At 65.6% G+C, this 26,305-nt stretch carries 7 protein-coding genes and 1 riboswitch; of the genes, 4 read left to right on the forward strand and 3 right to left on the reverse strand.

What is annotated here, in order from left to right; all coding sequences use genetic code 11:
- Nucleotides 1-75: 75 nt before the first annotated feature.
- Complete coding sequence (gene pks2 / locus BN972_RS09960) at nt 76-6,354, reverse strand: sulfolipid-1 biosynthesis phthioceranic/hydroxyphthioceranic acid synthase (protein WP_036355780.1); 6,279 nt, start codon at nt 6,352-6,354, stop codon at nt 76-78.
- 900 nt (nt 6,355-7,254) lie between these two features.
- On the opposite strand from pks2 (BN972_RS09960), the gene BN972_RS28185 reads away from it, so the two are divergent.
- Complete coding sequence (locus BN972_RS28185; RefSeq protein WP_080696757.1) at nt 7,255-15,378, forward strand: type I polyketide synthase; 8,124 nt, start codon at nt 7,255-7,257, stop codon at nt 15,376-15,378.
- Between the two features lie 11 nt (nt 15,379-15,389).
- Here the strand turns inward: BN972_RS28185 and BN972_RS09970 are convergent, their stop codons facing one another.
- Together BN972_RS09970 and pks2 (BN972_RS09975) are read right to left on the reverse strand one after the other, a co-directional pair.
- Complete coding sequence (locus tag BN972_RS09970) at nt 15,390-16,862, reverse strand: condensation domain-containing protein (protein ID WP_235192401.1); 1,473 nt, start codon at nt 16,860-16,862, stop codon at nt 15,390-15,392.
- A 15-nt stretch (nt 16,863-16,877) separates the two neighbouring features.
- Nucleotides 16,878-23,171 carry a sulfolipid-1 biosynthesis phthioceranic/hydroxyphthioceranic acid synthase gene (gene pks2 / locus BN972_RS09975; RefSeq protein ID WP_051545198.1) on the reverse strand — a complete coding sequence of 2,098 codons (6,294 nt, stop codon included), beginning with the start codon at nt 23,169-23,171 and terminating at the stop codon, nt 16,878-16,880.
- A gap of 164 nt (nt 23,172-23,335) precedes the next feature.
- On the opposite strand from pks2 (BN972_RS09975), the gene BN972_RS09980 reads away from it, so the two are divergent.
- The 3 genes from BN972_RS09980 (at nt 23,336) to BN972_RS09990 (ending at nt 25,996) form a co-directional block, all read left to right on the forward strand.
- Nucleotides 23,336-23,917 (forward strand): carboxymuconolactone decarboxylase family protein, encoded by a 582-nt coding sequence (locus BN972_RS09980; protein ID WP_036355782.1) that lies wholly within the window; start codon nt 23,336-23,338, stop codon nt 23,915-23,917.
- A gap of 102 nt (nt 23,918-24,019) precedes the next feature.
- Nucleotides 24,020-25,147, forward strand: coding sequence for an NAD(P)H-dependent flavin oxidoreductase (locus tag BN972_RS09985; RefSeq protein ID WP_036355784.1), 1,128 nt, complete (start codon nt 24,020-24,022; stop codon nt 25,145-25,147).
- A gap of 155 nt (nt 25,148-25,302) precedes the next feature.
- Nucleotides 25,303-25,472: riboswitch (M-box (ykoK) riboswitch) on the forward strand.
- 278 nt (nt 25,473-25,750) lie between these two features.
- Nucleotides 25,751-25,996 (forward strand): Rv1535 family protein, encoded by a 246-nt coding sequence (locus BN972_RS09990; protein WP_036355787.1) that lies wholly within the window; start codon nt 25,751-25,753, stop codon nt 25,994-25,996.
- Nucleotides 25,997-26,305 lie beyond the last annotated feature (309 nt).

A 26,305-nucleotide genomic window follows, 5' to 3' on the forward strand; every position in this document is an offset into this window, starting at 1 on the left:
ACCCTCCACCTATGAACACGTTTCCTCCTGTGTCTAGAGTCCTGCAGGACAGGTCATTTCGTCGTAGAGATTGCGTCATGTCGACGCGCTTTCTTTTGGTGCCATTTTGTCGACGAGGTGATCGGCCAATCCTCGGACGGTCGTGATGTCGGCGGACGTGATGCGCACGCCGGTCTGAGACTCGATGTGTGTGCGCAACTCGAGATTGCCCAGGGAGTCGAGCCCATATTCGGACAACGGGTGATCTGGGTCAATGTTTCGGCGCAGGATCAGTCCAATCTGCTCGGCCAGCAGACGCCGCAACCGGCCGGGCCACTCCTCGATCGGCAGCTCTGCCAATTCAGCGCGCAATTTGCTTGACCCAGAACGCTTGTCGCCAGCGGTCTTGAACAGCTCCAGGAATTTGCTCCGCGCTGCGAAGGACGCGATCCACGGTGTCCCGACCAGGGGGGTGTAGCCAGAGTATGGCCGGTCGTGACGGAGCAGCGCCTCGAAGGCGTAAGCGCCCTCGTCCGGAGCAATGGCGGCCCCGGTGCCTTCCGCGAAGTCCGCGCCTCGGCCGATCTCGCCCCAGGCTCCCCACGCAATGGCGGTGGCAGGCAAGCCTTGTGCGCGCCGCCAGTGAGTGAAGGCGTCCAGCCAGCTGTTGGCTGCGGCATACGCACCCTGACCCGGTGAGCCCAACAGCGCTGCCGCTGAGGAGAACGAGCAGAACCAGTCCAGCTCCGCCGTGGCACATGCCTCGTGGAGGTTCCACGCGCCGTAAACCTTTGGCGCCCAGTCACGGTCGATCAGCTCATCGGTGATGTTGGTCAGAACGGCGTCTTCGACCACCGCCGCACCATGCAGGACGCCGCGCAATGGAAGCCCGGTCGCGGTTGCGGTCGCCACCAACTGGTGGGCGGTGTCGGCCTGTGCGATGTCGCCGCACGACACTACGACGTCGGATCCAATCGAACGGATGAGTTCGATTGTCTCCAAGGACTTTCGCGACGGCTGGGACCGGGAGCTCAGCACGATGCGACCAGCACCGGCCGCGGCCATCTTCTCGGCCAGGAACAACCCCAGGCCACCCAGCCCGCCGGTGATGATGTAGGAGCCGTCGCGGCGGAACACTGGAGCCTGCTCCGGCGGCAGCACCACACTGCTGCGCCCCACCCGCGGGATGTCAAGGATCAGCTTCCCGGTGTGCTCTGCGGCGCTCATCACCCGGATCGCGGTTGCCGCCTCGGCCAGCGGGTAGTGCGTAGCCTCCGGCATCGGGAGCTTGCCCTCTGCGGTCAACCGGTAAACGGTGCTGAGGATTTCGCTGACCTGCTCCGGGTGGCTGACCGACATGACACCGAGATCGACACCCCAGAAGGCGAGGTTGCGACGGAACGGGAACAGGCCCAGCTTGGTGTCCCCGTAGATGTCCCGCTTGCCGATCTCGACGAAACGTCCGCTCAGCGCCAACAGCTTCAGGCCGGCGAGCTGGGCTGCTCCTGGGACGGAGTTCAGCACGATGTCGACGCCGTAGCCGTTGGTGTCGCGCCGGATCTGTTCGGCGAACTCGACGGTGCGCGAGTCGTAGACGTGCTCGATACCCATGTCGCGCAACAGTTGTCGACGCCGCTCACTGCCAGCGGTCGCGAAGATCTCAGCCCCCGCCAAGCGGGCCATCGCGATAGCCGCTTGTCCCACGCCGCCGGTGCCCGAGTGGATCAGCACCTTGTCGCCGGCCTTCATGCGGGCCAGGTCGTTCAGGCCGTACCAAGCGGTGGCGTGCGCGGTGGTCACCGCGGCGGCCTGCGCGTCGGTCATTCCCTCCGGCAACGTGGTGGCAAGGCGGGCATCGCACGTGACGAACGTGGCCCAGCAACCGAGCGGCGACATTCCGCCGACATGGTCTCCCACCTTGTGGTTGGTAACACCGGGTCCGATTGCTGTGACCACACCGGCAAAGTCGGTGCCAAGCGCCGGGAGGATCCCGTCGAGGCTCTGGTAACGGCCGAAAGCATTCAGCACGTCAGCGAAGTTGATACTCGATGCGGTAATCGCAACCTCGATCTGCCCGGGGCCCGGAGGCACCCGGTCGAAGGCGGCGAACTCCATGGTCTGCAGGTCGCCTGGGGTACGGATCTGCATCCGGACCCCCTCGCTGTCGTGAGCCGCGATCGTGGTTAGCCGCTCCTCGGGACGCAGCGGCGAGGGGCACAGACGAGCCGTGTACCACTCGTTGTTGCGCCACGCCGTCTCGTCTTCTTCGGTTCCCGCCAGCAGCAGTTGGCGTACCACCTGCTCGGCCTCGGTCTGCCCATCGAAATCGATGTGGGTGGTGTGCAGGTGCGGGTGCTCCGCACCGATGACCCGCAGCAATCCGCGCAGCCCGCCCTGCTCCAGGTTCGGCACGTCGTCGGGGAGAACCTTCTGGGCGTCCCGGGTGACGACATACAGCCGAGGCGCTTCGCCCTCTGTCTCCGCCAGCTGGGACGCGATCCGGACCAGGTGGTGGACGTACTCGCCACTGCGGCGAGGGGAATCGCTACCCGGCTCACCCTGCTGGGTTCCGGTGAGAACCACCACGCCGTTGAAACCGCCGCGGTTCAACTGGTCACGCAGCTGCTCGGCCATGGCCGAGTGGTCGCCGTCGGTGTGCCACGCCAGAGTCGTTGACTCCGCATCATGCAGCTTCATTGAGTCCGTCAACGTCGCCGCCAGCAGGTCGGCGGCGTCGGTGGTGCTGACGAACAGCCAGGATCCGGCATCGGTGGTGGCGACGTCGGGCAGCTGCCGCTGTTGCCACTCGATGGTCAGCAGTCGTTCACCCAGCACTCGCGCCCGCTCGCCGCTGGCCGACACCCCGGTGCCCATCTGCAGTCCGCGAACCGTCAGGACTACCGCACCTTCCTTGTCCAGCAGGTCGAGGTCGGCCTCAACGGCGCCGCCGGTCGCCGAGGTCACCCGGGAGTAGCAGTACTTCGCGGTGTGCACGGGTCCGAAGGCGCGCAGCTCACGAACGCCCAGCGGCAACAGCAAGCCACCGAGACTGGCGATCGCCACGCTTGGGTGAGCCGCTACCGACTGGAAGCACGCATCCAGCAGCGCCGGGTGCACGCCGTAGTTGGTCTGCTGGGTGCGGATGACGCTGGGCAGCGATATCTCGGCCAACACCGAGGTGCCCGTTTCTTCGGCGGTGTGCGCGACTGCGAGGCCGGTGAACGCCGGTCCGTACTGGATTCCGCACAGGTCAAGTGCATCGCGGAGGTCACTGCCCTGAACGGGACTCGGGTGCAACGCTTGCAGAGCTTCGATGTCCTGTGGCGCCGGCGGCGTTTCACTGCCGAGAGCCTGCAACACCGCGGATGCCCGGCGCGACGCAACGCCGTCCTCGTTGGTTTCGACGACGAAGTTCAGGGAGTCCGGAACCTCAGCGGTCGCGGTCAGGGTGACCTGGGTTTCCTCGTCGAGCATCAGCATCTGCTCGAAGCGAATGTCCTGCACCACGGATGCGTCGCCGAAGACGGTGCGGGCGGCGGCCAACGCCATTTCGCAGTACGCGGCGCCCGGCAAGGTCGCGGTGCCGTGGACCTGGTGGTCGGCCAGCCACGGCAGGGCGGCGGTGCCGATTTCGGCCTGCCAGACGTGGCGCTCGGGCTCCTCCGGCAAGCGCACGTGCTGACCCATCAGCGGGTGCACCGGAACACTGGCCCGCAAGGCTTGCGAGCTGTGACCATCACGGCTCAGCATCAGGGTCCGGTGGCTCCACACCGGAAGGGGCGCGTCGACAAGATGTCCGCTGGGGTACATCGCCGAGAAGTCAACCGTCGCGCCGGTGCTGAACAGATCCCCGACGAAGCCGCGCAGTCCGAACGGAACCGGCTGTTCGCGGCGCATGGCCGCCAGCGCTGCGGCCGTCATGTCGAGGCTGCGCGCGGTCTGGTCGACGGCGTGCGTCAGCAACGGGTGCGGCGACAACTCGCCGAACACGCGATAGCCGTCTTCCAGCGCCGCCTGCACCGCCGCGGAAAACCGGACGGTGTGGCGCAGGTTGTCGACCCAGTAGTTGGCGTCGCAGTAGGGCTCCTCGCGCGGATCGAATGAGGTAGCCGAGTAGTACGGAATTGTGGGGGACAACGGCTCGATGTCGGCCAGGACGTCGTAGAGCTCGTCCAGAATCGGGTCGACCTGCGGTGAGTGCGACGCGACATCCACGGCCACCTCGCGCGCCATCACGTCGCGCTCTTCCCACGCGGCCACCATGTCGCGGACGCTTTCGGGGGCGCCGCCGATCACGGTCGATTCCGGTGAGGCGACCACCGCGACCACCGCATCGTTGATGCCGCGTGCCATCAACTCCGAAAGCACCTGCTGGGCCGGCAGTTCCACGGAGGCCATGGCACCGGAACCGGAGATCTTGGTCATCAGCTTCGAGCGGCGGCAGATCACGCGCGTGCCGTCTTCCAGCGAGAGCGCACCGGAGACGACGGCCGCAGCGCACTCACCCATCGAGTGGCCGATGACGGCAGCCGGGTGAACGCCGTGGGACTTCATAGTGGCTGCCAGCGCGACCTGCATGGCGAAGATCGTCGGCTGCACACGATCGATGCCGGTCACCTTCTCGGCTGCGGTCATGGCTTCGGTTACCGAAAAACCGGACTCCGCGGCGATCAACGGCTCAATGTCGGCGATGGTCGCGGCGAACACCGGCTCGTTGGCGAGCAGATCGGCACCCATCGCGGCCCACTGAGAGCCTTGGCCGGAGAACACCCATACGGGCGGGCGTTGCTCCTGGCCGACAATTTCTGGGTATAGGGCCTCACCGTCAGCGACCTGGCGCAGAGCGGTCAGCAGCTCGGATGCGTTGTTCGCCAGCACGGTCGTCCGGACCGAGCGGTGCCCACGCCGGCGCGCCAGGGTGTACGCGAGATCGCGGGCCGCGAACTCCGTCGCGTGCCTCTCGATCCAGTCGGCCAGGCGTGCCGCGGTGTGGCGCAATGCGATCTCGGACGAGGCGGAGATAGGAAGCAGCAGCGTCTCATCGGTGCTGGGGCTGCTGGTAGCCAGCCCGTTGGGGGAGGGCGGCACCGGCGCCTGTTCGACGATGGCGTGGACGTTGGTGCCCGAGATTCCCCAGGCCGATACGGCTGCGCGCCGAGGGCCGTCACCCGACACAGGCCACTCCGTGTGTTCGACCGGCAGGAACAGCTTCGTGTCGATCTGCGCCAACTCGTCCGACAGCTTTTCGAAATGCAGGTTCTTCGGAACCACGCCGTGCTGAAGGGCGAGCACCGTCTTCATCAATCCCAACGCGCCGGCGGCTGCCTGGGTGTGTCCGAAGTTGGTCTTGGATGCCCCGATCGCGACCTTGTTATCTATGGCGTAGACCTTGGAAAGGCTCGTGTACTCGATGGGGTCACCGACGGGCGTCCCGGTGCCGTGTGCCTCGACCATGCCGATGCTGCTGGGGTCGACGCCCGCCGCCGCCAACGTCGTGCGGTACAACGCTTCCTGCGCGTCGCCGGAAGGCATGGTGATGTTCGGGGTGTGGCCATCTTGATTGGCGGCCGTGGCACGCACAACCGCCAAGATCCGGTCGCCGTCGCGCTGGGCGTCCGCAAGGCGCTTGAGGACCAACAGCACGCAGCCCTCACCGGAAACGAAGCCGTCCGCCTTGGCATCAAATGCATGGCAATGTCCGGTGCCCGACAGCATGCCGCCCGCCGAAGCCGAGGCCGACCTGCGCGGCTCCAGCATCACGTTGACGCCGCCGGTGATCGTCATGTCACTCTCGCCGTCGTTCAAACTCCGGCACGCCTGGTGGATCGCGAACAGTCCCGAAGAGCACGCGGTGTCAATCGTCGATGCCGGTCCTTCCAGACCGAGCGCGTAGGAGATACGCCCGGAGGCCATGCTGAACAGCGACCCCGGATTTCCGTAGGGACCGTCGAAGGCATCCGAGGCCATCTGCACGAGCTGGTAGTCGGCGTAGTTCACACCGATGAAGACACCGGTCTGCTTGGCGATGGTGTCCTTGGTCAGGCCGGCGTGCTCCACTGCCTCCCACGCCGTTTCCAGCAGCAACCGATGCTGCGGATCCATCGTGGTGGCCTCTTTTTCAGAGATACCGAAGAACTCCGGGTCGAAGTCGCCGACGTCGGAGAGGAAGGAGCCCCACTTGCAGACCGACCGTCCAGGCACTCCCGGCTCGGGGTCGTAGTAGTAGTCGTTGTCCCAGCGATCCGGCGGGATTTCGGTGACCAGATCGGCGCCACGCATCAACGCGTCCCACAGCAAGTCAGGAGAGTTGATGCCCCCCGGCATCCGGCAAGCCATCCCAATGACAGCGACCGGAGTGACGCCCGTCCTAACCACTAACCTTCACCTCTCTGCCTATCCACAAGTTCTTATCACCGCCGCACGCTGTTATCAGCGCTTCGAGAAATTTCGCCGGGCCGTATTGGCACTGCCACTCTGCAGCGCCGCGACCAGCTACCCATTGACCCCCGTACGAAGCAGCCTCGTGAACTTTGGTGCGAATCAAAGCGTAGCTGTTCTGCTGCACACGCGAGGAAAAATCGTGCGATCGTACAAAAATTTAACAAGCCGCTCTGACGTGGCCAAATGCGCCCGCTGCGGACAACTGTGACGCGGACCACCCGGCAGACCCTTCCGCGTCACATTGCGTGATTGCGCACGTAACTGGCATGGCAATACATGGCTGGCCAGGCCGGCGAAGCGTCGTGGCAAGGCGGGAAAACCGAGGAAATTGTGGGTTGCTTGGTGCGCCCGTGGCGGCCGAGTTCATCAGAATGTAATAAGGGAAGGCTCCAGGGCCGAGTTTGCTCGGCCGCGAGGCGAGCCGTCACCTCGCTTCTTCGTACGCCGCCACTTGGCCGGCGTCCGCTCGCTACGGTCACGCACCCAGTTACGTCATATTAGGCGGTAAGGAAGGGGTTCGTGGGCGAATTCGGCAATTTGGGATTTTTGCCATTCCTGTCCCGCCCGCTGCACATCGAAGTGCCCGGCGCCGGACCATCGGGCGCACGCCTGACGTCTTCGCCGACGGGTTGATCAGCGCCGTACGGTGGCTAGGCTACGTCCAGAATAGTGACGACTTCGCGGTGCCGGTGTAGTTGAAATTGCGGGTGGAACACACGCGTCAGCCGGGGTGGACAGCGTGCCGAAAGGGCCGCTTGTGGCTGCCTGTGCGGGGTCGGAATTCAGATCCGGCTTTGCTCACGCGGGGTCTACCCATCACGGTATCGTCGACGCGTGCTCGAACCCTCCGTCCCCGCTGTAGTGCGGAAACACGCCAGCCAGCGGCCCGATGAGACAGCTTTCACCTTCATTGACTACGAGAAGGATCCGGCCGGCGTTGCCGAAAGCTTGACGTGGTCACAGCTGTATCGACGGACACTCAATGTCGCGCATGCACTGCGCGCGTGCGGGTCGACAGGCGACCGCGCAGTGGTCCTGGCGCCGCAAGGAATGCACTACATCGTCGCCTTCCTCGGCGCCATGGAGGCGGGCCAGATTGCGGTACCGCTGTCCGCCCCGCAAGGCGGCGCCAGTGACGAGCGCGCCAGTGCGGTCCTGCGGGACGCGGCGCCGACCGCGATCCTGACGACATCCTCGGTGGCGGCCAGCGTTGTCGAGTGCATCGAGCCGGGCGAAGTCGTGCCGACGGTGATCGAGCTTGATTTGCTGGACTTGGACGAAGAACGCACACCTGCGGTCGAGATCGAAGACCTACCAGAGATTGCGTATTTGCAATACACCTCGGGGTCGACCCGCACCCCGGCGGGTGTGGTCATCTCGCATAAAAACATGCTGGTCAACACCGAGCAGATCATCGCTAGCTATTACCGCGAAGACGGTGGCGTGGCACCGCCGGACACCACCGTCGTGTCGTGGCTGCCGTTTTTCCACGACATGGGTTTGATTGTAGGAATTGGCATTCCGATCGTCGGCGGCTTTCGCGGTGTGCTCACCAGTCCGCCCGCCTTCTTGCAACGACCGGCGCGCTGGATGCAGTTGCTGGCCACCGCGAGCAGCCCGTTCACCGCGGGGCCGAACATTTCTTTTGAACTGGCCGCGGCCAAGACCTCCGATGACGACCTGGCCGGGCTCGACCTGGCGCACGTGCGCAACATTCTCAACGGTGCAGAGCGCGTGCAACCCGCCACACTTAAACGTTTTGCCAAGCGATTCGCGCGTTTCAATCTCCCGGAACGAGCTTTGCGGCCCTCATACGGACTGGCCGAAGCCACCGTGTACGTGGCAACCCGCGAACCGGCGGAACCGCCCGCGATTGTGTACTTCGAATCCGAGGAATTGACCGCTGGCCACGCGAAGCCGTGCGCGAGCGGACAAGGCACGCCACTGGTCAGCTACGGCGCGCCGCAGTCACCGATCGTGCGCATCGTTGACCCCGAAACAGGTATCGAGTGTCCGGCCGGCACGATCGGGGAGATCTGGACGTTGGGTGACAACGTCGCTGACGGCTATTGGCAGAAGCCGGAAGAATCCGCACGGACATTCGGAGCGACGATCGTTGATCCCTCGCCCGAGACGCCCGAGGGCCCTTGGTTGCGGACCGGAGATCTGGGGTTTTTCTCCGGCGGTGAGATGTTCATCATCGGCCGGATCAAAGACCTTCTTATTGTCTATGGGCGCAACCATTCTCCCGACGACATCGAAGCCACGATCCAGGAGATCACCGCCGGCCGTTGCGTGGCAATCGCGGTCCCGGATGACGACGGCGTGGAAAAGCTGGTCACCATCGTCGAGCTCAAGGTCCGCGCCGATTCCGAAGAGGCGGCCGCCGAACGGGTCAGCGTCGCCAAGCGTGAACTGACCGCGGCCATTTCGAAATCGCACGGTCTCAGCGTCGCGGATCTTGTTCTGGTGGCACCGCACTCGATTCCGCTGACCACCAGCGGCAAGGTCAGACGCCGAGAATGCCTGCAGCGGTACCGTCGCGGCGAGTTTGCTCGCATCGACGCGCAGCTTCGTCGGCCAAAGCAGCCCAGTGTGAAGGAAACCGGCTCGCAACGCGGGGACGACTCGGCGTTGGCGCAACGCCTGCGCGGGCTGCGACAACAAGAGCAAGAACTTCTGGTCGGGGTGGTGTGCGAGCAGGCGGCTGCGGTATTGGGCCGAGCCAACGCCGCGGAGATCGACCCGGAAAGCGCGTTTCAGGATCTGGGGTTTGACTCGGTGAAAGCCACCGAGCTACTAGACCGGCTGAAATCGGTTACCGAACTGGACCTTCCGCCCACGCTGGCCTTCGACTATCCCACCCCCGCGGCGCTGAGCAACCAACTGGGACAGCTGCTCGGCGGGTCGGTCCCGGCGACGGCGGCTACGCAGGTAGTTGCGCAGACCGGGTCGGACGAGCCCGTCGCCGTGATCGGGATGGCGTGCCGCTTCCCCGGTGGAGTCGATTCGGCTGCGGCGCTGTGGGATCTGGTTGCCACCGGCACCGACGCAATGGGAGGCTTTCCGACCGATCGCGGCTGGAATCTCGCGGAACTGTTCGATTCGGATCCGGACGCGGTGGGCAAGACATATACCCGGACCGGGGGTTTCCTGGCGGATGCGGCCGGGTTCGACGCCGAGTTCTTCGGAATTTCGCCGCGGGAAGCTCAAACGATGGACCCCCAGCAACGGATGCTGCTGGAAGTGTGCTGGGAAGCGTTGGAAACCGCGCGGATTGACCCCTCCAGCTTGCTGCGCTCGGAAACTGGGGTGTTCGTCGGGGCGTGGTCACAACCTTACGGCGCGGCCGGTAGCGACGGGGTCGAGGGATACGCACTGACCGGTCTGTCCACCAGCGTGGCATCCGGACGCGTCGCGTATGCGTTGGGTTTGCAGGGACCAGCCATTACCGTCGACACCGCATGCTCATCGTCGCTGGTGGCAACGCATCTGGCGTGTCAGTCGCTGCGGAACGGGGAGAGCAGCCTTGCCCTCGCCGGTGGCGTGACCGTGATGACCTCACCGATGGTGTTCACCGAATTTGCGCGGCAGCGCGGATTGGCGGTCGACGGGCGCTGCAAAGCATTCGCCGCCGCGGCTGACGGCACCGGCTGGGGAGAAGGGGCCGCGGTGCTGGTCCTGGAACGGCTCAGCGATGCGCAACGCAACAACCACCCAGTGCTGGCGGTGATTGCGGGATCTGCGATCAACCAAGACGGCGCCTCCAACGGGTTGACCGCTCCCAATGGACCTGCTCAACAAGCCGTCATCCGTCAGGCCGGAGCCAATGCCGGCGTCGGGCCTGCTCAGGTCGACGTCGTTGAGGCGCATGGCACCGGCACCGCTCTCGGCGATCCCATCGAGGCGGGTGCGCTGCTGGCCACCTACGGTGCCGGCCGGGATCCGGATCGACCGTTATGGCTTGGGTCGATCAAGTCAAACATCGGCCACACTCAGGCCGCGGCCGGTGCAGCAGGCCTGATAAAGATGGTCGAGGCGCTCAACCACGATCTGCTGCCCTCCACATTGCACGTCGATCAGCCCAGCCCGCATATCGATTGGTCGGACGGGGCGGTGCGGTTGCTCACCGAAGCGGTGCCCTGGCCGGCCACTGACCACCCCCGCACCGCGGCGGTGTCCTCATTCGGGATCAGCGGGACCAACGCGCATGTCATCGTCCAGCAAGCTCCGGCATCGCCGGGGGCGCCGTCGGATCATGCGGAGCCGGCGACTGCACAACAAGTCCCGCAGCCGCCGCTGCTGCTGTGGCCGATCTCGGCGCGCAGTTCTCGAGCCCTGGCCGGTCAAGCGCACCGGTTGGGTGAGTATTTGCGTTCTCGTCCCGATGTCGGGTTGGCCGACGTGGCTTACAGTTTGGCTACCACCCGCGCGCAGCACCCCTACCGGGCCACTGTCACCACCAACCCGGAAAGTGGAGATCCACGCCGCGATCTTCTCGAAGCTTTGGATGCGTTGATCGCAGATCAGCCCCATCCCTGCTTGACCCGACACCACGGCTCTGCGCATCAGCTGCCCGCCGACACCGTGTTTGTGTTTCCAGGCCAAGGCGCCCAATACCCCGGCATGGCTTTGCAGCTCTACCAGCACCAACCCAGCTTCGCGCGCAGCCTGGACGACTGCGATAAAGCGTTGCGCCCCTTCACCGGTTGGTCGGTGCGAGACGTCATCCTGCAGGACCCGACCTCGCCGTCCTTGGAGCGGGTGGATGTGGTCCAGCCGGTCCTGTTCGCGATCATGGTGTCCCTGGCGGAAACGCTGCGCTCCTTGGGCATTGTTCCGGATGCCGTCATCGGACATTCCCAAGGTGAGATTGCCGCTGCCTATGTTGCTGGCGCCCTGTCGCTGGATCAGGCCGCCAAGATCGCGGCATTGCGCAGTAAGGCGCTGACCGGGCTTTCGGGTCGCGGCGGTATGGCTTCGATCGTGCTGCCCGCAGCGGAAGTTCGCGCGCGACTGCAGAGTTGGAACGGTGCCCTCAGCATCGCTGCGATCAACGGGCCTTCACACACGATTGTCAGTGGTGACCCGGCGGCGCTCGAGCAGCTCACCGCTGCCTGCGAGCGAGACAACATTCAAATACGTTCCATCGCAGTCGATTACGCGTCGCACTGCGAACAGGTGCAGCAGTTGCGTGACCACCTGCTAGAAGAGCTGGGGGAAGTGGTCGCCCAGCCCGCACGTATACCGCTGTATTCCACGGTGGAAAGCGCATTATCGGCGCAGCCGCTCGACACCACAACGATGACCGCCGATTACTGGTACCGGAATCTGCGCGAGCCGGTTCGGTTCTATGACAACGTCGCCGAACTGTTGGGCCGGCGTGAGCATCTTTTCGTGGAGCTCTCGCCGCACCCCGTGCTAGCCGCGGCGGTCACCGACACATTGGCCAGTACTGCCGATCGTGGCGGTTCCGCGGTCATTGCTACTCTGCATCGGGAACGGGCCGACCTCGACGCCGTTGCCGCCACGCTGGCGCAGCTGCACAATCACCGCAAATCTCCCGCCTGGCAGAGCCTTTACCCCGGCGCCAACGTCGTTGCCTTGCCTACCTACGCATTTCAACACCGCTCCTACTGGATGACACCTATTTCGCCGGAGACCACCGGCGGCACGGCTGACGATGCGCTTTGGAGAGCCGTTGATGCTGGCGCCGTCGAGACGTTCACGGAACTGCTGGGGCTGACCGAGGTCCAAGACGGCAAATCAGTGGAAGCCGTTATGCATGCGCTGCGGCAGTGGCGCAACGATTCCGATCTCCGGTCAGCGGCCAACAGTCTTCGGTATCAAGTCGCCTGGCGGGTAGTTCGCCCCAACACCTTTCCGCAGGCTCGTCGTCGCTGGCTGGCCGTAGCCTTTCCGGAACAGGCCAACGGCGCGTGGGTTACCGGCCTTGCCGCGCGATACGCGGATGCGGTGGACGTGCTTACCGTCGACCCGAATGAGCTCGGCAGGGAGTCGTTGTCCGCCCTGTTGAAGTCGGCTACGGCGCGGGCGCAGTTTGACGGCATCATCTCGTTCCTGGCCACAGATGAGCGGGCGCACCCGACGCTGCCGGGCATATCGGTCGGATTGCTGTCGACACTGCTTCTCGCGCAAGCTCATTGCGATTCCGGTCTGGGAATCCCGTTGTGGGTGGCCACCCAGGGTGCGGTTTCTGTATCCACGGATGACGCTCCTGCGCGCCCTATCCAGTCCGCTGTGTGGGGGCTTGGACAGTCGGTGTGCCTTGAGCATCCCGACCAGTGGGGCGGTCTGATCGATCTGCCGTCCGTTGCGGCACAGCATGACATCGAGACCTTGTACGCCATTCTCAGCTGCGAGCAATCGGAGGACCAACTCGCGATTCGGCCGCACTCGGTGAGTGCGCGCCGCTTGGTCGAGGCGCCGCTGCCGTTGCAGCGTCTTGAACGGGCCGGCAGTTGGAAACCGTCCGGACCGGCTCTGGTGACGGGTGGGACCGGGCGCCTGGGTAAGCACATCGTCGGTTGGCTTGCCGATGCCGGCGCCAATCCCATTGTGCTGATCAGTCGTAACGCCGCCGAGCACCCGCAAACGGCCGAACTGGCCAAGCAGCTGCACGAGCGTGGCGTGGCCGTCAAGGGGCGCTCGGTTGATGTTAGCGATCGGTCCGCGTTGGCGGCCGCGGTCGCCGCCGTTCGCAGCGAGCACGGATCTGTGCGGACGGTCGTACACGCCGCCGCGTCCATCGGGTGGAACACCATTGCCGACACATCAGCTGAAGAACTGGCCGACAGCTACGCCGCCAAGGCGGTTGGAGCCGACAACCTGGTGAGCGTGCTTGCGGACGACCCGCCAGCAACGTTCATCCTGTTCTCTTCCGGAGCAGCGACTTGGGGCGGTGCGCAACAAGGCGCGTATGCGGCCGCGAATGCTCATCTCGAAGCTCTGGCCGTGCGATTGCGCAGCAACGGCTGGGGCGCGGTCGCGGCAGCCTTCGGCCTTTGGGCGGACGAAACCAGCAGCATGCCGTCCGAGGTTGTCGACATCTTCCAGCGGATCGGCCTCAACCCGATCCGGCCCGAAATCGTACTGGCCGCACTGCAACAGGCCATCGAGGCGGGCGACACACTGATCACCCTTGCCGATATTTCCTGGGACAAATTCATCCCAGCGTTCACGGTCCGTCGTTCGCACCCACTATTGACCGAACTGGCGTCAGGCTCAGGCACAGCCCCGGCGAGCGATGAAGCATCGTCTTTGGCCGACTCGGGGCTTCGCGAAATGCTCGTTGGCCGACCAGGGGAAGAGCGACTTGCGATTCTGACCGACGTGGTGGCACGCGCCACCGCAACGGTGTTGGCGCATCGCGACCCGGATGCACTTGACACCGACGGGGCCTTCAAAGACCTCGGAATCGACTCGCTCACCGCGTTGGAACTACGCAATGCGCTGAGCGCCCAAACCGGGCTGACGCTGCCGGCCACCTTGGTGTTCGAACATCCCACACCCACCTCGCTCGCCCGCCATTTAGCGGGCCTACTCACCGAGACGCCGGTGGAGACGGCGGTGCCGGCCCCCTCGAATGCCCTTGAGCCGCTCGACAACCGACTGGCGTACCTCGACCAGGCGTCTTTCCTCGCAACCCGAGCGGTGCACGGCGCGCTGATCCAAGTGACGTGGATCTACGATCGCGGCGCCGACATCGAAGGGTTGCGCCGCTTTCACCGAAACCTCGGCTCCGGGTTATTCGGGCGGTTGATCGAGCGGTCGCCGTTACCGTTCGCGCGCGATCGCTGGGTGCTGGCACCGAACTCCCCGGACATGGATATCGAAGCGACGCCGCGAGCGCGCGACGACGTGAGCAACTGGGCCGATGAACGGGCGCGCCTTGCCATCGATCCGGAGTGGGGCCCGGGCTGGCATCTTGGGGTGCTTCCGCTCACCGATGGCGGCACTGCGGTGAGCCTGGTGGTCTCGCATACGGTTGTCGACGCAATCGCTTTCGGTCAAGCGATAGCCGACGCGGCCGAAGGCAGGACGCACGACCTGGGTTATCCGCCCCGGGGATCGCGTCCTCGCGGACGGGCGCTGCGGGAGGACTTCGGGCAAACCGCAAAAGAAGTTCCGCACATCGGGCGGGCACTGGTCGCCGTGGCTCGACGGGCTCGGCGCGACCGCAAGGAACTCACCTCAACGATCAAAGCGGCGCCGCCCGCGCCGAGAACGGGCGGCGACGATCCGAGGATCGAGATGCCGGCGCTGACTGCCTACGTCAAGCTCAGCGACTGGGATGCGCTGGCGAAACAACTTGGCGCAAGCAGCCATTCGCTGGTGGCGGGGGTCGCGTGCCGGCTGGCTGTACGGGTGGGGCGAGTCAACGATGACGGAGCGGTGACGCTGCGTCTGGTGGCGAATCTGCGAGACAACGGCGATATCCGCGGCAATGCCATCACCGCTATCGACATCGGTGTGGACCCGACGAATGCGGCGACCGACCTTCGGGACATTCACCTCAAAATCACGCAGACGATTCTTGAAGCGATCGACAACTCCGACAACGAGTGGTTGGCGCCCCTGCCGTTGACAGCATTGACGCCGAAGCGAGTTGCACGGAAGCTGTCGGGGGTGGCGGCGGGAGGCGCGACCCTTCCGGTCACTGTCTCCAACATCGGTGACCTTCCGCCGGCGGTGAATCGACCCGACGGCACCGACGCCGACGAAGCGCACATGCGGCCCTTTGAACCGGGTATGAAGAAGAGCACACTCGAGGGAATGGGTGGTCAACTGTTGCTGGTCTCCGGGCGGGACCGGGACAAGATCTTCATCCGGATCTCGGCCTATCTGCTCGGCCAGTCAAATACGAAAGACGATCTACGCAAGACGATCTCGAGTACGTTCGCCGAATTTGGCCTGGACCCGCAGATCGACTGGTAGTCGCGACTCCTTCACTGAGCGGCCGTGTTTGGTCCCGCCGCAGCTGTGACGACAGCCGGACCCGGGCAGGGCAGTGGGAGGGTGCGTCCTGCGGCCACTCGTAGATACACCGTTTTCATGACGTGCAGGTATCGCGATATGGATTCATAAGCGACCGGATTGCTGGGAAACGAGGCGGTCACCGTGGTTTCTTCATGGAACTTGTTGACCCACAGGCACACTCGTGCCGCGAGCCGGCCGTCGCTGAAAGCCTGGGTATTCGTCCGGCCAAGTTGATTCGCAATCACCGCTGACAGCGGGGGAACGCCGCCGTCGAGGAACGACAGCATGGGAAAGCCGCCTACGGCAGGAGGTTTTCGCAGCCGCGGCGACAGTTCCAGGACCCGCTCGAATGGCACGTCGGCCAGGTGTGCGCTGGAGTCGAACGCATCCTGTGCGCCGCGTGCGGTTTCCCCGAAGGACGCGGCCACCGGCACCGCGAAGGGAACGTGCCCGATGAACCAGCCGGTGGTCATGAACTCGGCGGGCGTGCGACGGGTGCCGACCGGCGTGAGGGCGTAGTACGTTCTCGAACCGGTGATCGCGAACTCGGTCAGCGCGGTGGCGGCGAATACACCGCCGCTGAACCGGGCACCTGCGGCGGTACATGCGGCTTCGAACCGCATGGTTTGATCGGCGTCCAGCAGCCGCAGCGATAGCAGCTCACCGCCGGTTGACAGCGAACTATCACCAAGCGGCAGCGGGAAGGAGGGCAGCGATCCGTCGTTCTCCTCGAAGATCTCGATCCATCGGCGGATTTCCGGGGAATTCAGCGTCAGCTTCGATGTGAAGTCGCGCTCGCGCAGGCAATAGTCGGCATAGCTGCCCGCCGGGGAAAGCGCGATGGGTCCCTCACCGTCCATCAACGCGTTGTACATCGCCTGAATCTCCGAATAGACGCTGCCGATGTACATCGGGTCGACGTGCAGATGATCAACGCAGATGCAGACGGTGAAATGATCACCGCGTTGGATGATTGCGAACCTGAAGCATTCCCAGTCCAGTGGGCCGGGTGTCGCCAGGAGGTGGTCCTGCCACTGCTTCGCCGTCATGTCGCCCCGCGGGGTCGCGACTAGTTCGATGTCGGCGGGATCGGACATGGTGTGCCGGACGATCTGCCCGCCATCGACGAACTCGAACCAGCTGTGATAGGTGTCGTGCCGGCGCAGGTGCGCGTTGAAGATGTAGGTCATCGCGCGAATGTCGCACTGGCCGGGGATATCGAAGGCGATCACCAGCAACCGCGAAATGTCGCGTCCGCCAAGCTGCTGTTCGCGGAAGCCGCGCAGATGACGGGTCTGAATGTAACTCGGCGGCACCGCACTGATCGGTGCCTGCCGCGACTTCTGCAGCGAGGCCGGTGTGGCCCGCCACAACCAGGTCGAACCCGGGGCGGGGACCCAGTCGCCGAGCTTCCCGAGGCCCAGATGGCCCACAACGACCATGATCGCTCCTCGCAGTCAGTGCGGCGACACTCCACCAGGGTATTTCGCGGCCGCGATTCGCCCGGACATTGGCGCCGGAGCGTCGTGGACCTGTGTGAGTTTGTCGCACAGCCTGTTTGCCAAATCCCGCACCGTGGTGATGTCGGTAGTGCCCAGCCGAATTCCGGTTTCGGTCTCGAGCCGGGTGCGCAGTTCCAGGTTGCCAAGGGAATCGAGGCCGTAGTCTGATAGCGACCGGTCCGGGTCGACGCTGCGCCGCAGAATGGTGCCGACCTGTTCGGACACCAGTCGTCTTAGCTGACTTGGCCATTCGTCTTGCGGCTGCTGAGCCAACTTATCGCCAAAGGCCGCAATACCATTGTCGCGCCGGCTATTCGGGCCCTCGGAGCGAAACGCCTCGCCGAACGGGGCTCGTTCGGCCAGCCGGTCCAGCCAAGGCGATCCCACGATGGGGAGGTAACCGGAATAGCAACGGGTATGCCGCAGCAGGGCATCGAACGCGTGGGCACCCTCGTCGGGCGCGATCATCGTGATATCGCAGGTGTCGGCCAGGCCTGCGCCTCGGCCTAGTTCTGCCCAAGGGCCCCATGCGATCGCGGTTGCCGGTCGACCCTGAGACCGTCGCCAGTGGGTGAAGCCGTCCAGCCAGCTGTTGGCCGCCGCGTACGCTCCCTGTCCAGGCGAACCCAACAGTGCTGCCGCGGACGAAAACGAGCAGAACCAGTCCAGGTTCGCGGCCTCGGTCGCCTGGTGAAGATTCCAGGCGCCGTGCACTTTCGGCACCCAATCCCGTTGCAGCACCTGGTCGGTGATGTTGGGCAAGGTAGCGTCCTCGACAACTGCGGCCGCGTGCAGCACGCCACGAAGCTGCAGTCCGGTGGCGGTCGCGGCGGCCACCAGCCGGTCCGCGGTGTCGGCTAGGGCAATATCGCCGCATTCCACCACCAGATCGGCGCCGGTCGCCCGGACGAGTTCGATTGTCTCCAAAGTTCTTTGATTTGGCGCCGACCGAGAATTGAGCACGATGCGCCCGGCGCCTGCGGCGGCCATGTGTTCGGCGAGGAATAGCCCGAGTCCGCCGAGGCCACCGGTGACGATGTAGGAACCGTCGGCCCGGAACGCGGCAACCTGTTCGGGCGGCAGCACCGCGGTGCTGCGGGCAGCGCGAGGGATGTCGAGCAGGAGCTTCCCGACGTGAGATGCGTTGCTCACGGCCCGAATCGCGTCGGTTGCATCGTGCAGGCGGTAGTGGGTGCAAGGCGGGCACGGCAGGACACCGGCAGCGGCGCGCTGGTACACCTCTCGCAGCAATGCCCCCACTCGCTGGGGATGAGTGACCGCCATCAACGCCAGGTCCATGGCGTGTAGCGAGAGGTTGCGGCGGAACGCGAATAGGCCCAGCTTGGAGTCGCTGTAGATGTCGCGCTTGCCTATTTCTACGAAGCGGCCACCGAAGGCGAGCACGTCGATCCCGGCCTGCTGGGCGGCGCCGGTCAGCGAGTTGAGCACGATATCGACGCCGTAACCGTTGGTGTCGCGACGGATCTGCTCCTCGAAATGAGTGTTTCGTGAGTCATAGATGTATTGAATACCCATGTCTTGGAGCAGTTTTCGGCGCTGCGGGCTGCCCGCGGTGGTGAAGATCTCCGCGCCGAAACTCGAGGCGATGGCGATGGCGGCCTGGCCGACGCCACCGGTGCCGGAATGGATCAGCACCTTATCGCCGGGCTGGATCCGGGCGAGTTCGTGCAGCCCGTACCACGCAGTGACCGCGGTGGTAGTGATCGCAGCCGCGTGGGCATCTGACAGGCTCGGTGGAAGCGGCGCGGTGAGCGCAGCGTCACACGTGACGAATGTGCCCCAGCATCCGCCCGGTGAGATGCCCCCCACCCGGTCGCCGACGCGGTAGTTCGGGACATCGCAGCCGACGGCGGTCACCACTCCGACGAAATCGAGGCCCAACTGGGTCCGCTGTCCGTCGAAAGAGGGGTATCGGCCGAATGCCGCGAGTACGTCGGCGAAATTGACGCTGGAAACGCTAACCGCGATCTCGATTTGGCCGGGACCCGGAGTCTGCCGCTTGATGCTGACCGCCTCGATGGTCGCCAAGTCACCGGGCGCCCGGATCGCTAGGCGGACACCATCGCGCCGGTGGTCAGCGGTGATGATCGTCCGCTCGTCGGGGCGCAGCGGAGCCGGGCGCAGGCGTGCGGTCAACCAGGCGTTGTCGCGCCATGCGGTCTCATCCTCAGCTGAGCCCGAAAGCAGTTGCGTCACAACGTTGTCGGCGGTCGTCATTGCGTCAATGTCGATATGGGTGGTTCGTAGGTAGGGGTGCTCGGCGCCGACCACCCGCAGCAGTCCGCGTACCCCGGCGTGCGCAAGGTTGATCTGCTCGCCGCTGCGCACGCCCTGGCCGTGCCGGGTCAACACGTACAGCCTGGGTGTCTCGCCGCTCAACTCGGGCAATTCGCGGGCGACGTGGATCAGGTTGTGGACGGTATCGGTACCTCGCGGGTCGGCACTCCCGGGGTCCCCGGCGCACACGACGACACCGCTGACTCCGGTGAGTGCGGTATGCAGGGTCGTAGGGGTCGCCGGCCAGCACATGGTGTTGACGGTCGCGCCGCGGTGCCGCAGGGCTTCGGCCAATGCGGACACCAACGTGTCGCCGGGAAAGTCGATCAACAGCCAGCTCCCCGGGTCCGCGGTGGCCTCGGGTACCTCGCGGGGCTGCCACTCGATATCCACCAGGCGGTGATTGAGCAAGCGGTCACGGTCGGCGCTATCGGAGAAGCCCGTGCCCATCACCAGGCCACGCACCACCAGCAGCGCCCTGCCGCGCTCGTCGAGCACATCGATGTCGGCCTCGAAGTTGCTGCCGCACGCGGTGACTCTGGTGTGGCAGTAGCGCGCGGCCCCCGTCGGGCCGTAGCGGCGCAGGCGGCGCACACTCAGCGGCAGTAGCATGCCGCCGTTGGCAACACCGCGGACGGCGGGATGTGCCGCGACAGATTGAAAACAGGCGTCCAGCAGGGCTGGGTGTATTGAATACCGAGACTGCTGGTTGCGCAGCGCTCTCGGCAACGCTATCTCGCCAACGACGGTGCCTACCGTTCCATCGGCGATCCAGGCGACGGTCAGGCCGGCGAAAGCGGGGCCGAACTGTATCCCTCGCTCGCGGAACCACTTTCGGATCTGCACGCCGTCGAGGTGGCGGGGATGGGCGGCCAACAGCGCGTCGGTGTCTTGAACAGGCATTGCGTCTAGGCCGGCCGGCTGCAGGACGGCCACCGCTCGCCGCACCTGGTCACCCGTCTGGACGACGAAGGTGGCAGCTCCGGATGGCGATAGTGCTGCTGTAGCTCCGACGGGCGCTTTTTCGTCCAACAGCAGCATCTCTTCGAACCGCAGGTCTCGGACCTCGGACGATTCGGCGAGCACGATATCGGCTGCGGACAATGCCATCTCGCAATACGCCGCACCCGGAAGCGCTGCTACGCCGTTGATTTGGTGATCACCCGCCCAGGGCAGTGCCGCCGTGCCGAGAGCGGACTGCCAAGCGTGCCGCTGCGGCTCTTCCATCAGTCGCACGTGGACACCCAGCAAGGGATGAGAGCCCACGCCATCGGTGTTCCGAGCGGCCTGCTCCGGGGCAAGCATCAGCTGGCGGTTGGCCCACACCGGCAGGGGTGCGTCCACCAGACGGCCAGCCGGATACAGCGCGGCGAAATCAGTGGCAGCGCCGGCGTTGTGGATCTCGGCGTGTAGTGGTGTCACCCCGTGCGGTACCGGCTGTCCGCGCCGCAGGGCGGGGATCGCAGCGACCGGCATGTCCAATGCACCGGCGGTCTGCTCGATGGCCCGGGTCAGCAACGGATGCGGGGAAAGCTCGACGAATACGCGATGCCCGTCTTCGAGCGCGGCCTTGGTCGCAGCGGAGAACCGCACCGCGTGGCGCAGATTGTCCACCCAGTAGCGGGCGTCGCACTTGGGCGCGTCGCGGGGATCGAACAGGGTCGCTGAATAGTAGGCAAGACGCGGAGTCCGTGGTGTTATCTCGCCCAACAGGCCGGCCAGCTCGTCGAGGATCGGGTCGACCTGTGGGGTATGAGATGCGACGTCCACGGCGACCTCGCTGGCCAGAATGTCGCGTTCCTTCCACGCCGCTACCAGTTGACGGACTTGCTCGGTCTTGCCGCCGATCACGGTTGATTGCGGGGACGCAATGACGGCGATCACCACGTCGGTGATGCTTCGCTGGGCCAGCTCTTCGCGGACCGCTCGAGCGGGGAGCTCGATCGCCGCCATCGCGCCGGCACCGACGAGCTGGGTGCACAAACGCGACCGGCGGCAGATGACCCGCACCCCGTCGGCGAGGGAGAGGACGCCGGCGACAACGGCAGCCGACACCTCGCCAAGGGAATGCCCGATCACCGCGGCGGGCCGCGCGCCGGAGGACTCGAGCGCGGCGGCGAGGGCGACCTGAAAGATGAACAGCGTCGGTTGAATCCGGTCGATGCTGGCGAGTGTTTGCGGGGTGCTCAAGGCTTCGGTCACCGAGAATCCGGACTCCCTGGCGATGAGCGGTTCGGCGGCGGCCACCGTGGCAGCAAACGCCGCCTCGTTGGCCAGCAGGTCGGCACCCATGGCCGGCCACTGCGAGCCTTGCCCGGAGAACACCCACACCGGTCCTCGGTCGTCGAGACCGACGGCACTTTGCAGCGGTAGTCCGCCGTCGGCGAACTCGCGTAGTCGTTCGATTAATTCGGGATTGTTGTCCGCGACGATCGCGCTGCGCACCGGTCGGTGGCCGCGCCGCCGAGCCAGGGTGTAGCCAAGATCGGCCGGGTTCACCTCGTGCCCGCCGACCCAGTCCGACAGCCGACTCGCCGTCCGCCGCAGCGCCTCGGCGGAGGTGGCCGACATGACAAACAACTTTGCCGAGCCGGTGTTCCGCTGTACCGCGACCGGGGGTGCTTGCTCGACGATGGCGTGCGCATTGGTTCCCGACATTCCGTACGACGACACCGCCGCTCGTCGCGGCGTGGCTGCATCGCCCGCGGGCCAACTCGTAATAGCTTGCGGCACAAATAATCCGGTGTCGATAGCGGCTAATTGGTCGGGCAGTCGGGTGAAGTGGGCCATCGGCGGCACCGCCGCGTGCTGCAGCGACAGGATCGCCTTGACCAGCCCGACCGCGCCCGCGGCCGCCTCGGTGTGACCGATATTGCTCTTGGCCGAGCCGAGGGCGCAGGGCCGGCCATTTGCACCGTAAACTTCTGCCAGACTGCGAAATTCGATGGGATCACCCACCGGGGTACCGGTGCCGTGCGCTTCCACCATGCCGACGGTGTCGGGGTGCACGCCGGCGGCTGCCAACGCCGCCTGATACGCCGCTACCTGCGCACCCGACGAGGGCGTCGTAATGGTGTCGGTGCGGCCGTCCTGATTCGTAGCGGTGCCCCGTACGACGGCCAGAATCCGGTCGCCGTCGCGCAGCGCATCGGGCAGGCGCTTCAACAACACCATGGCGCAGGCCTCCGACCGCACGAATCCGTCGGCGGCTGTATCGAAGGGCCGACACCGTCCGGTGGGTGACAACATGCCCTGTCCCGACGCCGATGCGTAGAGCTGCGGTTCCAGCATGACCATGCAGCCCCCGGCCAGGGCCAGGTTGCTCTCCTGATCGTGCAGGCTGCGGCAGGCCAGGTGCACCGCTACCAGGCTCGATGAACACGCGGTGTCCACCGTCAACGCCGGGCCGCGCAGGCCCAGGGCATACGACACCCGCCCGGACGCCATGCTCAGCGCGGTCCCGGTGAAGCCGTACGCATCACCCAATGCGCCCGCGGCATTCGTGACATGGGTGTAGTCGTCGTGGCACATGCCGACGAAGACACCGGTCAGCGAGTCGGCCAGCGAGGCGGGCGGGAGCCCGGCGTGCTCCACTGCCTCCCACGAAACCTCCATCAACAGGCGGTGTTGCGGATCAATCGCCGCCGCCTCCCGCTCGTTGATGCCGAAGAATTCCGGATCGAACCCCACGACGTCGGTCAGGAAGCCACCCCAGCGGGATACCGACCGGCCAGGTTGACCCGGCTCTGGGTCGTAGTAGTCGTCGGCGTTCCAGCGCTCGGCGGGTACCTCAGTGATTGGGTCAGCGCCGCGTAGCAGTGCATTCCAGAACGCCTCGGGGGAATCGATTCCGCCGGGCAGGCGGCATGCCATGCCGATGACCGCCACCGGAGTGCCATGCAACTGATCCACCGTCGACTCACCTCGTCGCTCGCTCAAGCTGCCCGTCATCCTTCCGCCAAGCGCCAGCGGATCCGGGATCAACTCGCCGGTGTTTGCCCACGGTTTTGTAGTTGAGCGATACACAGCCCGAAGGCCGGCTGACGGGAGGTAATGTGCGAAACCCCTGGAGTTCATTCGATTCGCTTGTGCGATAAGCGGGGAGGGCATGCAGCATGACCCAAGCCAATGAGCCGTCCCGGATACCCCTGTTGCCCGTCGACGAGGCCAAAGCCGCCGCCGACGAAGCCGGCGTACCGGACTACATGGCCGAATTGAGCATTTTCCAGGCGCTGCTGAACCATCCGCGACTGGCGGGCGTCTTCAACGATCTGCTCGCCTCGATGCTGTGGCATGGCGCCCTTGACCGGAGGCTGCGCGAACTGGCGATCATGCGCATCGGCTGGCTGACCGGCTGCGACTACGAGTGGACCCAGCACTGGCGGGTGGCCTCGCGCCTGGGCGTATCGGCCGAAGATCTGGTCGGCGTGCGGGACTGGCAGGCGCACAACGGGTTCGGTGCCACCGAACGGGCGGTGCTGGCCGCCACCGACGACATCGTGCGCGACGGCGCGGTGAGCGATGCGAGCTGGGCGGCGTGTGAGCGGGAATTCAGCAGTGACACAACCGTTCTCATCGAGCTGGTCACCGCGATCGGGGCATGGCGGATGGTCGCTTCAATCCTGCGGAGCCTGAAGGTTCCGTTGGAGGAGGGCGTGGCCAGCTGGCCACCGGACGGCGTTTCCCCACCGTCCTAGCGTCGCCGCCCGACGTGCGCCTTCGGCCCATGAATCGCGCAGTTCGCCTACCTCAGACCCACTCTGGATGAACCGTCAGCGTGACGGCGTAGCGTCGGCGGCATGCGAACCAGGGTGGCCGAAATGCTCGGCGTCGAATTTCCAATCTGCGCGTTCAGTCATTGCCGTGATGTGGTCGCCGCGGTGACCAATGCGGGTGGTTTCGGGATTCTCGGGGCCACCGCACACAGCCCTCGGCGCCTCGAGAGCGAGCTGACCTGGATCGAGGAGCAGACCGGCGGCAAGCCGTACGGGGTGGACCTGCTGCTGCCGCCGAAGTATGTCGGCGCCGAGGAAGGCGGCATCAACTCCCGGCAGGCGCAAGACCTGCTCCCCGAGGAACACCGCGCGTTCGTCGACGAGCTGTTGACCCGCTACGGGGTCGCCGCACAGGTCACCGATGAAGAGCCGATCCGCGGCGGCCTGAACATCTCGCCGAAGGGCTACGAACCGCTGCTGGAGGTGGCGTTCTCGCACGGCATCCGACTGATCGCCAGCGCGCTCGGGCCCCCGCCGCACGACCTGGTGGAACGGGCGCACAGCCAGGACGTGCTGGTGGCCGCGCTGGCCGGCACTACCCAGCACGCGCGCCGGCACGCGGCCGCCGGAGTGGACCTGATCGTCGCGCAGGGCACCGAGGCGGGCGGGCACACCGGCGAGGTGGCGACCATGGTGCTGGTTCCCGAGGTGGTCGACGCCGTCGCGCCCACGCCGGTGCTGGCCGCCGGCGGCATCGCCCGCGGCCGCCAGATCGCGGCGGCCCTGGCCCTGGGCGCCGAGGGCGTGTGGTGTGGATCGGTGTGGCTTACCACCGAGGAAGCCGAAACCGCCCCGGTGGTCAAGGACAAATTCCTGGCCGCCACGTCCTCGGACACGGTGCGGTCCCGGTCGATGACCGGCAAACCGGCACGCATGCTGCGCACGGCCTGGACCGACGAGTGGGAACGGCCCGACACCCCGAATCCGCTGGGCATGCCGCTGCAGACCGCGCTCGTCACCGATTCGCAGATCCGCATCAACCAGGCGGCGGCACATCCCGGCGCCAAGGCGCGCGAACTCGCCACCTACTTCGTCGGCCAGGTGGTCGGCTCGCTTGATCGGGTCCGACCCACCCGGGCGGTGGTGCTGGAGATGGTCGAGGAGTACATCGAGACAATCGGGCGGCTCGAGGGTCTGTCCGCCGAATTGTGACCTTAACCACATTGCGCATTATCACAGCGTTTGCCCAGCTCAGGGCTGCTACTGCTGGGCGGACGCTGTGGTTGTGCAGCGGGACGGCGTAAAGATCGGGAATCTGCGGGATGGCGCGTTGACCGAGTCGGGCCGGTGGTGCATTATCGGTCAGGCAAGCACCTCGTTAGGTGAGGCGGCTACACGAACATAGGCCACTGACCCCGAACGTCGAAAGACGCCCCGGGTCAGGACAGCTCCTCCCGGATTAAGGGTTGAGCCCAGGTGGCTTCCGGTTTACCGGACACGTCGGGTAGTGCCGAAGCTCTGACGAGAGGGGTGCGGATTTTCCGGCGGGAATGCCGGGATTCTGTTCTCCTTGCTGTGTTGCACAGACCGCGCGGTTGCCGCGTGGGTCGTGACCGAGAGGAGGTGAGGGACGCATGAGTTCCAGTGGTAGTCCGGGTCGATATCCGGATGTTTCGTCCCTGACCGGTCTCCGGCACGACGTCCTCGGCTGAGTCGTCACACACCCTCCATGCTCGGAACCGTTACGGGACGGGACTCTTCAAGATTCTTTTGAGGTCCACCTGTCACCGTTGGTTTTCCCGCTAGGAGGCGATCATGACCGCTGCTCTGTACGACGAAGTAGTAACCATCCCCGCCGCGCCGCAGCTGCACGTGGTGCGCGAGGTACCCGTAGCCGACGTGCCGGCGAAGGCGCCCACGAAGGGGGCGCGTCGCATCGACGAGGCGCTCGGTGCCGGAAGCGACCCCCTGGTTGACGGCGCCGCCCGGCTGCTCACCATCCCGCTGCGGCACCTGTACGCGGCGCTGTGGCGCGTCGGTGTGCTCGAGGTTCAGGCGTAAGGCCATGAATAGCGATCAACTCCGGACTCCGAGGGGCTAGCCGACCGCAGGGCGCCTGCGGCGGGCCAGCCCCTCGGGGTCCATCCATTAGACTCATCACATTGGCATCGATCCGGCCATCACCGGGGAGCCTTCGGAAGAACAGCCTCTGCGGCTCAGTAGAACCGAACGGGTAGGCCCGTGACAGCCGATCCAGAGCGGTCACGCGTCAGCGTGGCAAGCGGGGTGGTACCGCGGCGTTCGCGCACCAGCGCAGCGTCGTCCCCGTGCCTGAACTGCCGAGGCACCGGAGACAACGCGTGACGAATA

It is taken from the genome of Mycobacterium asiaticum DSM 44297 (assembly GCF_000613245.1).
GTDB lineage: Bacteria > Actinomycetota > Actinomycetes > Mycobacteriales > Mycobacteriaceae > Mycobacterium > Mycobacterium asiaticum.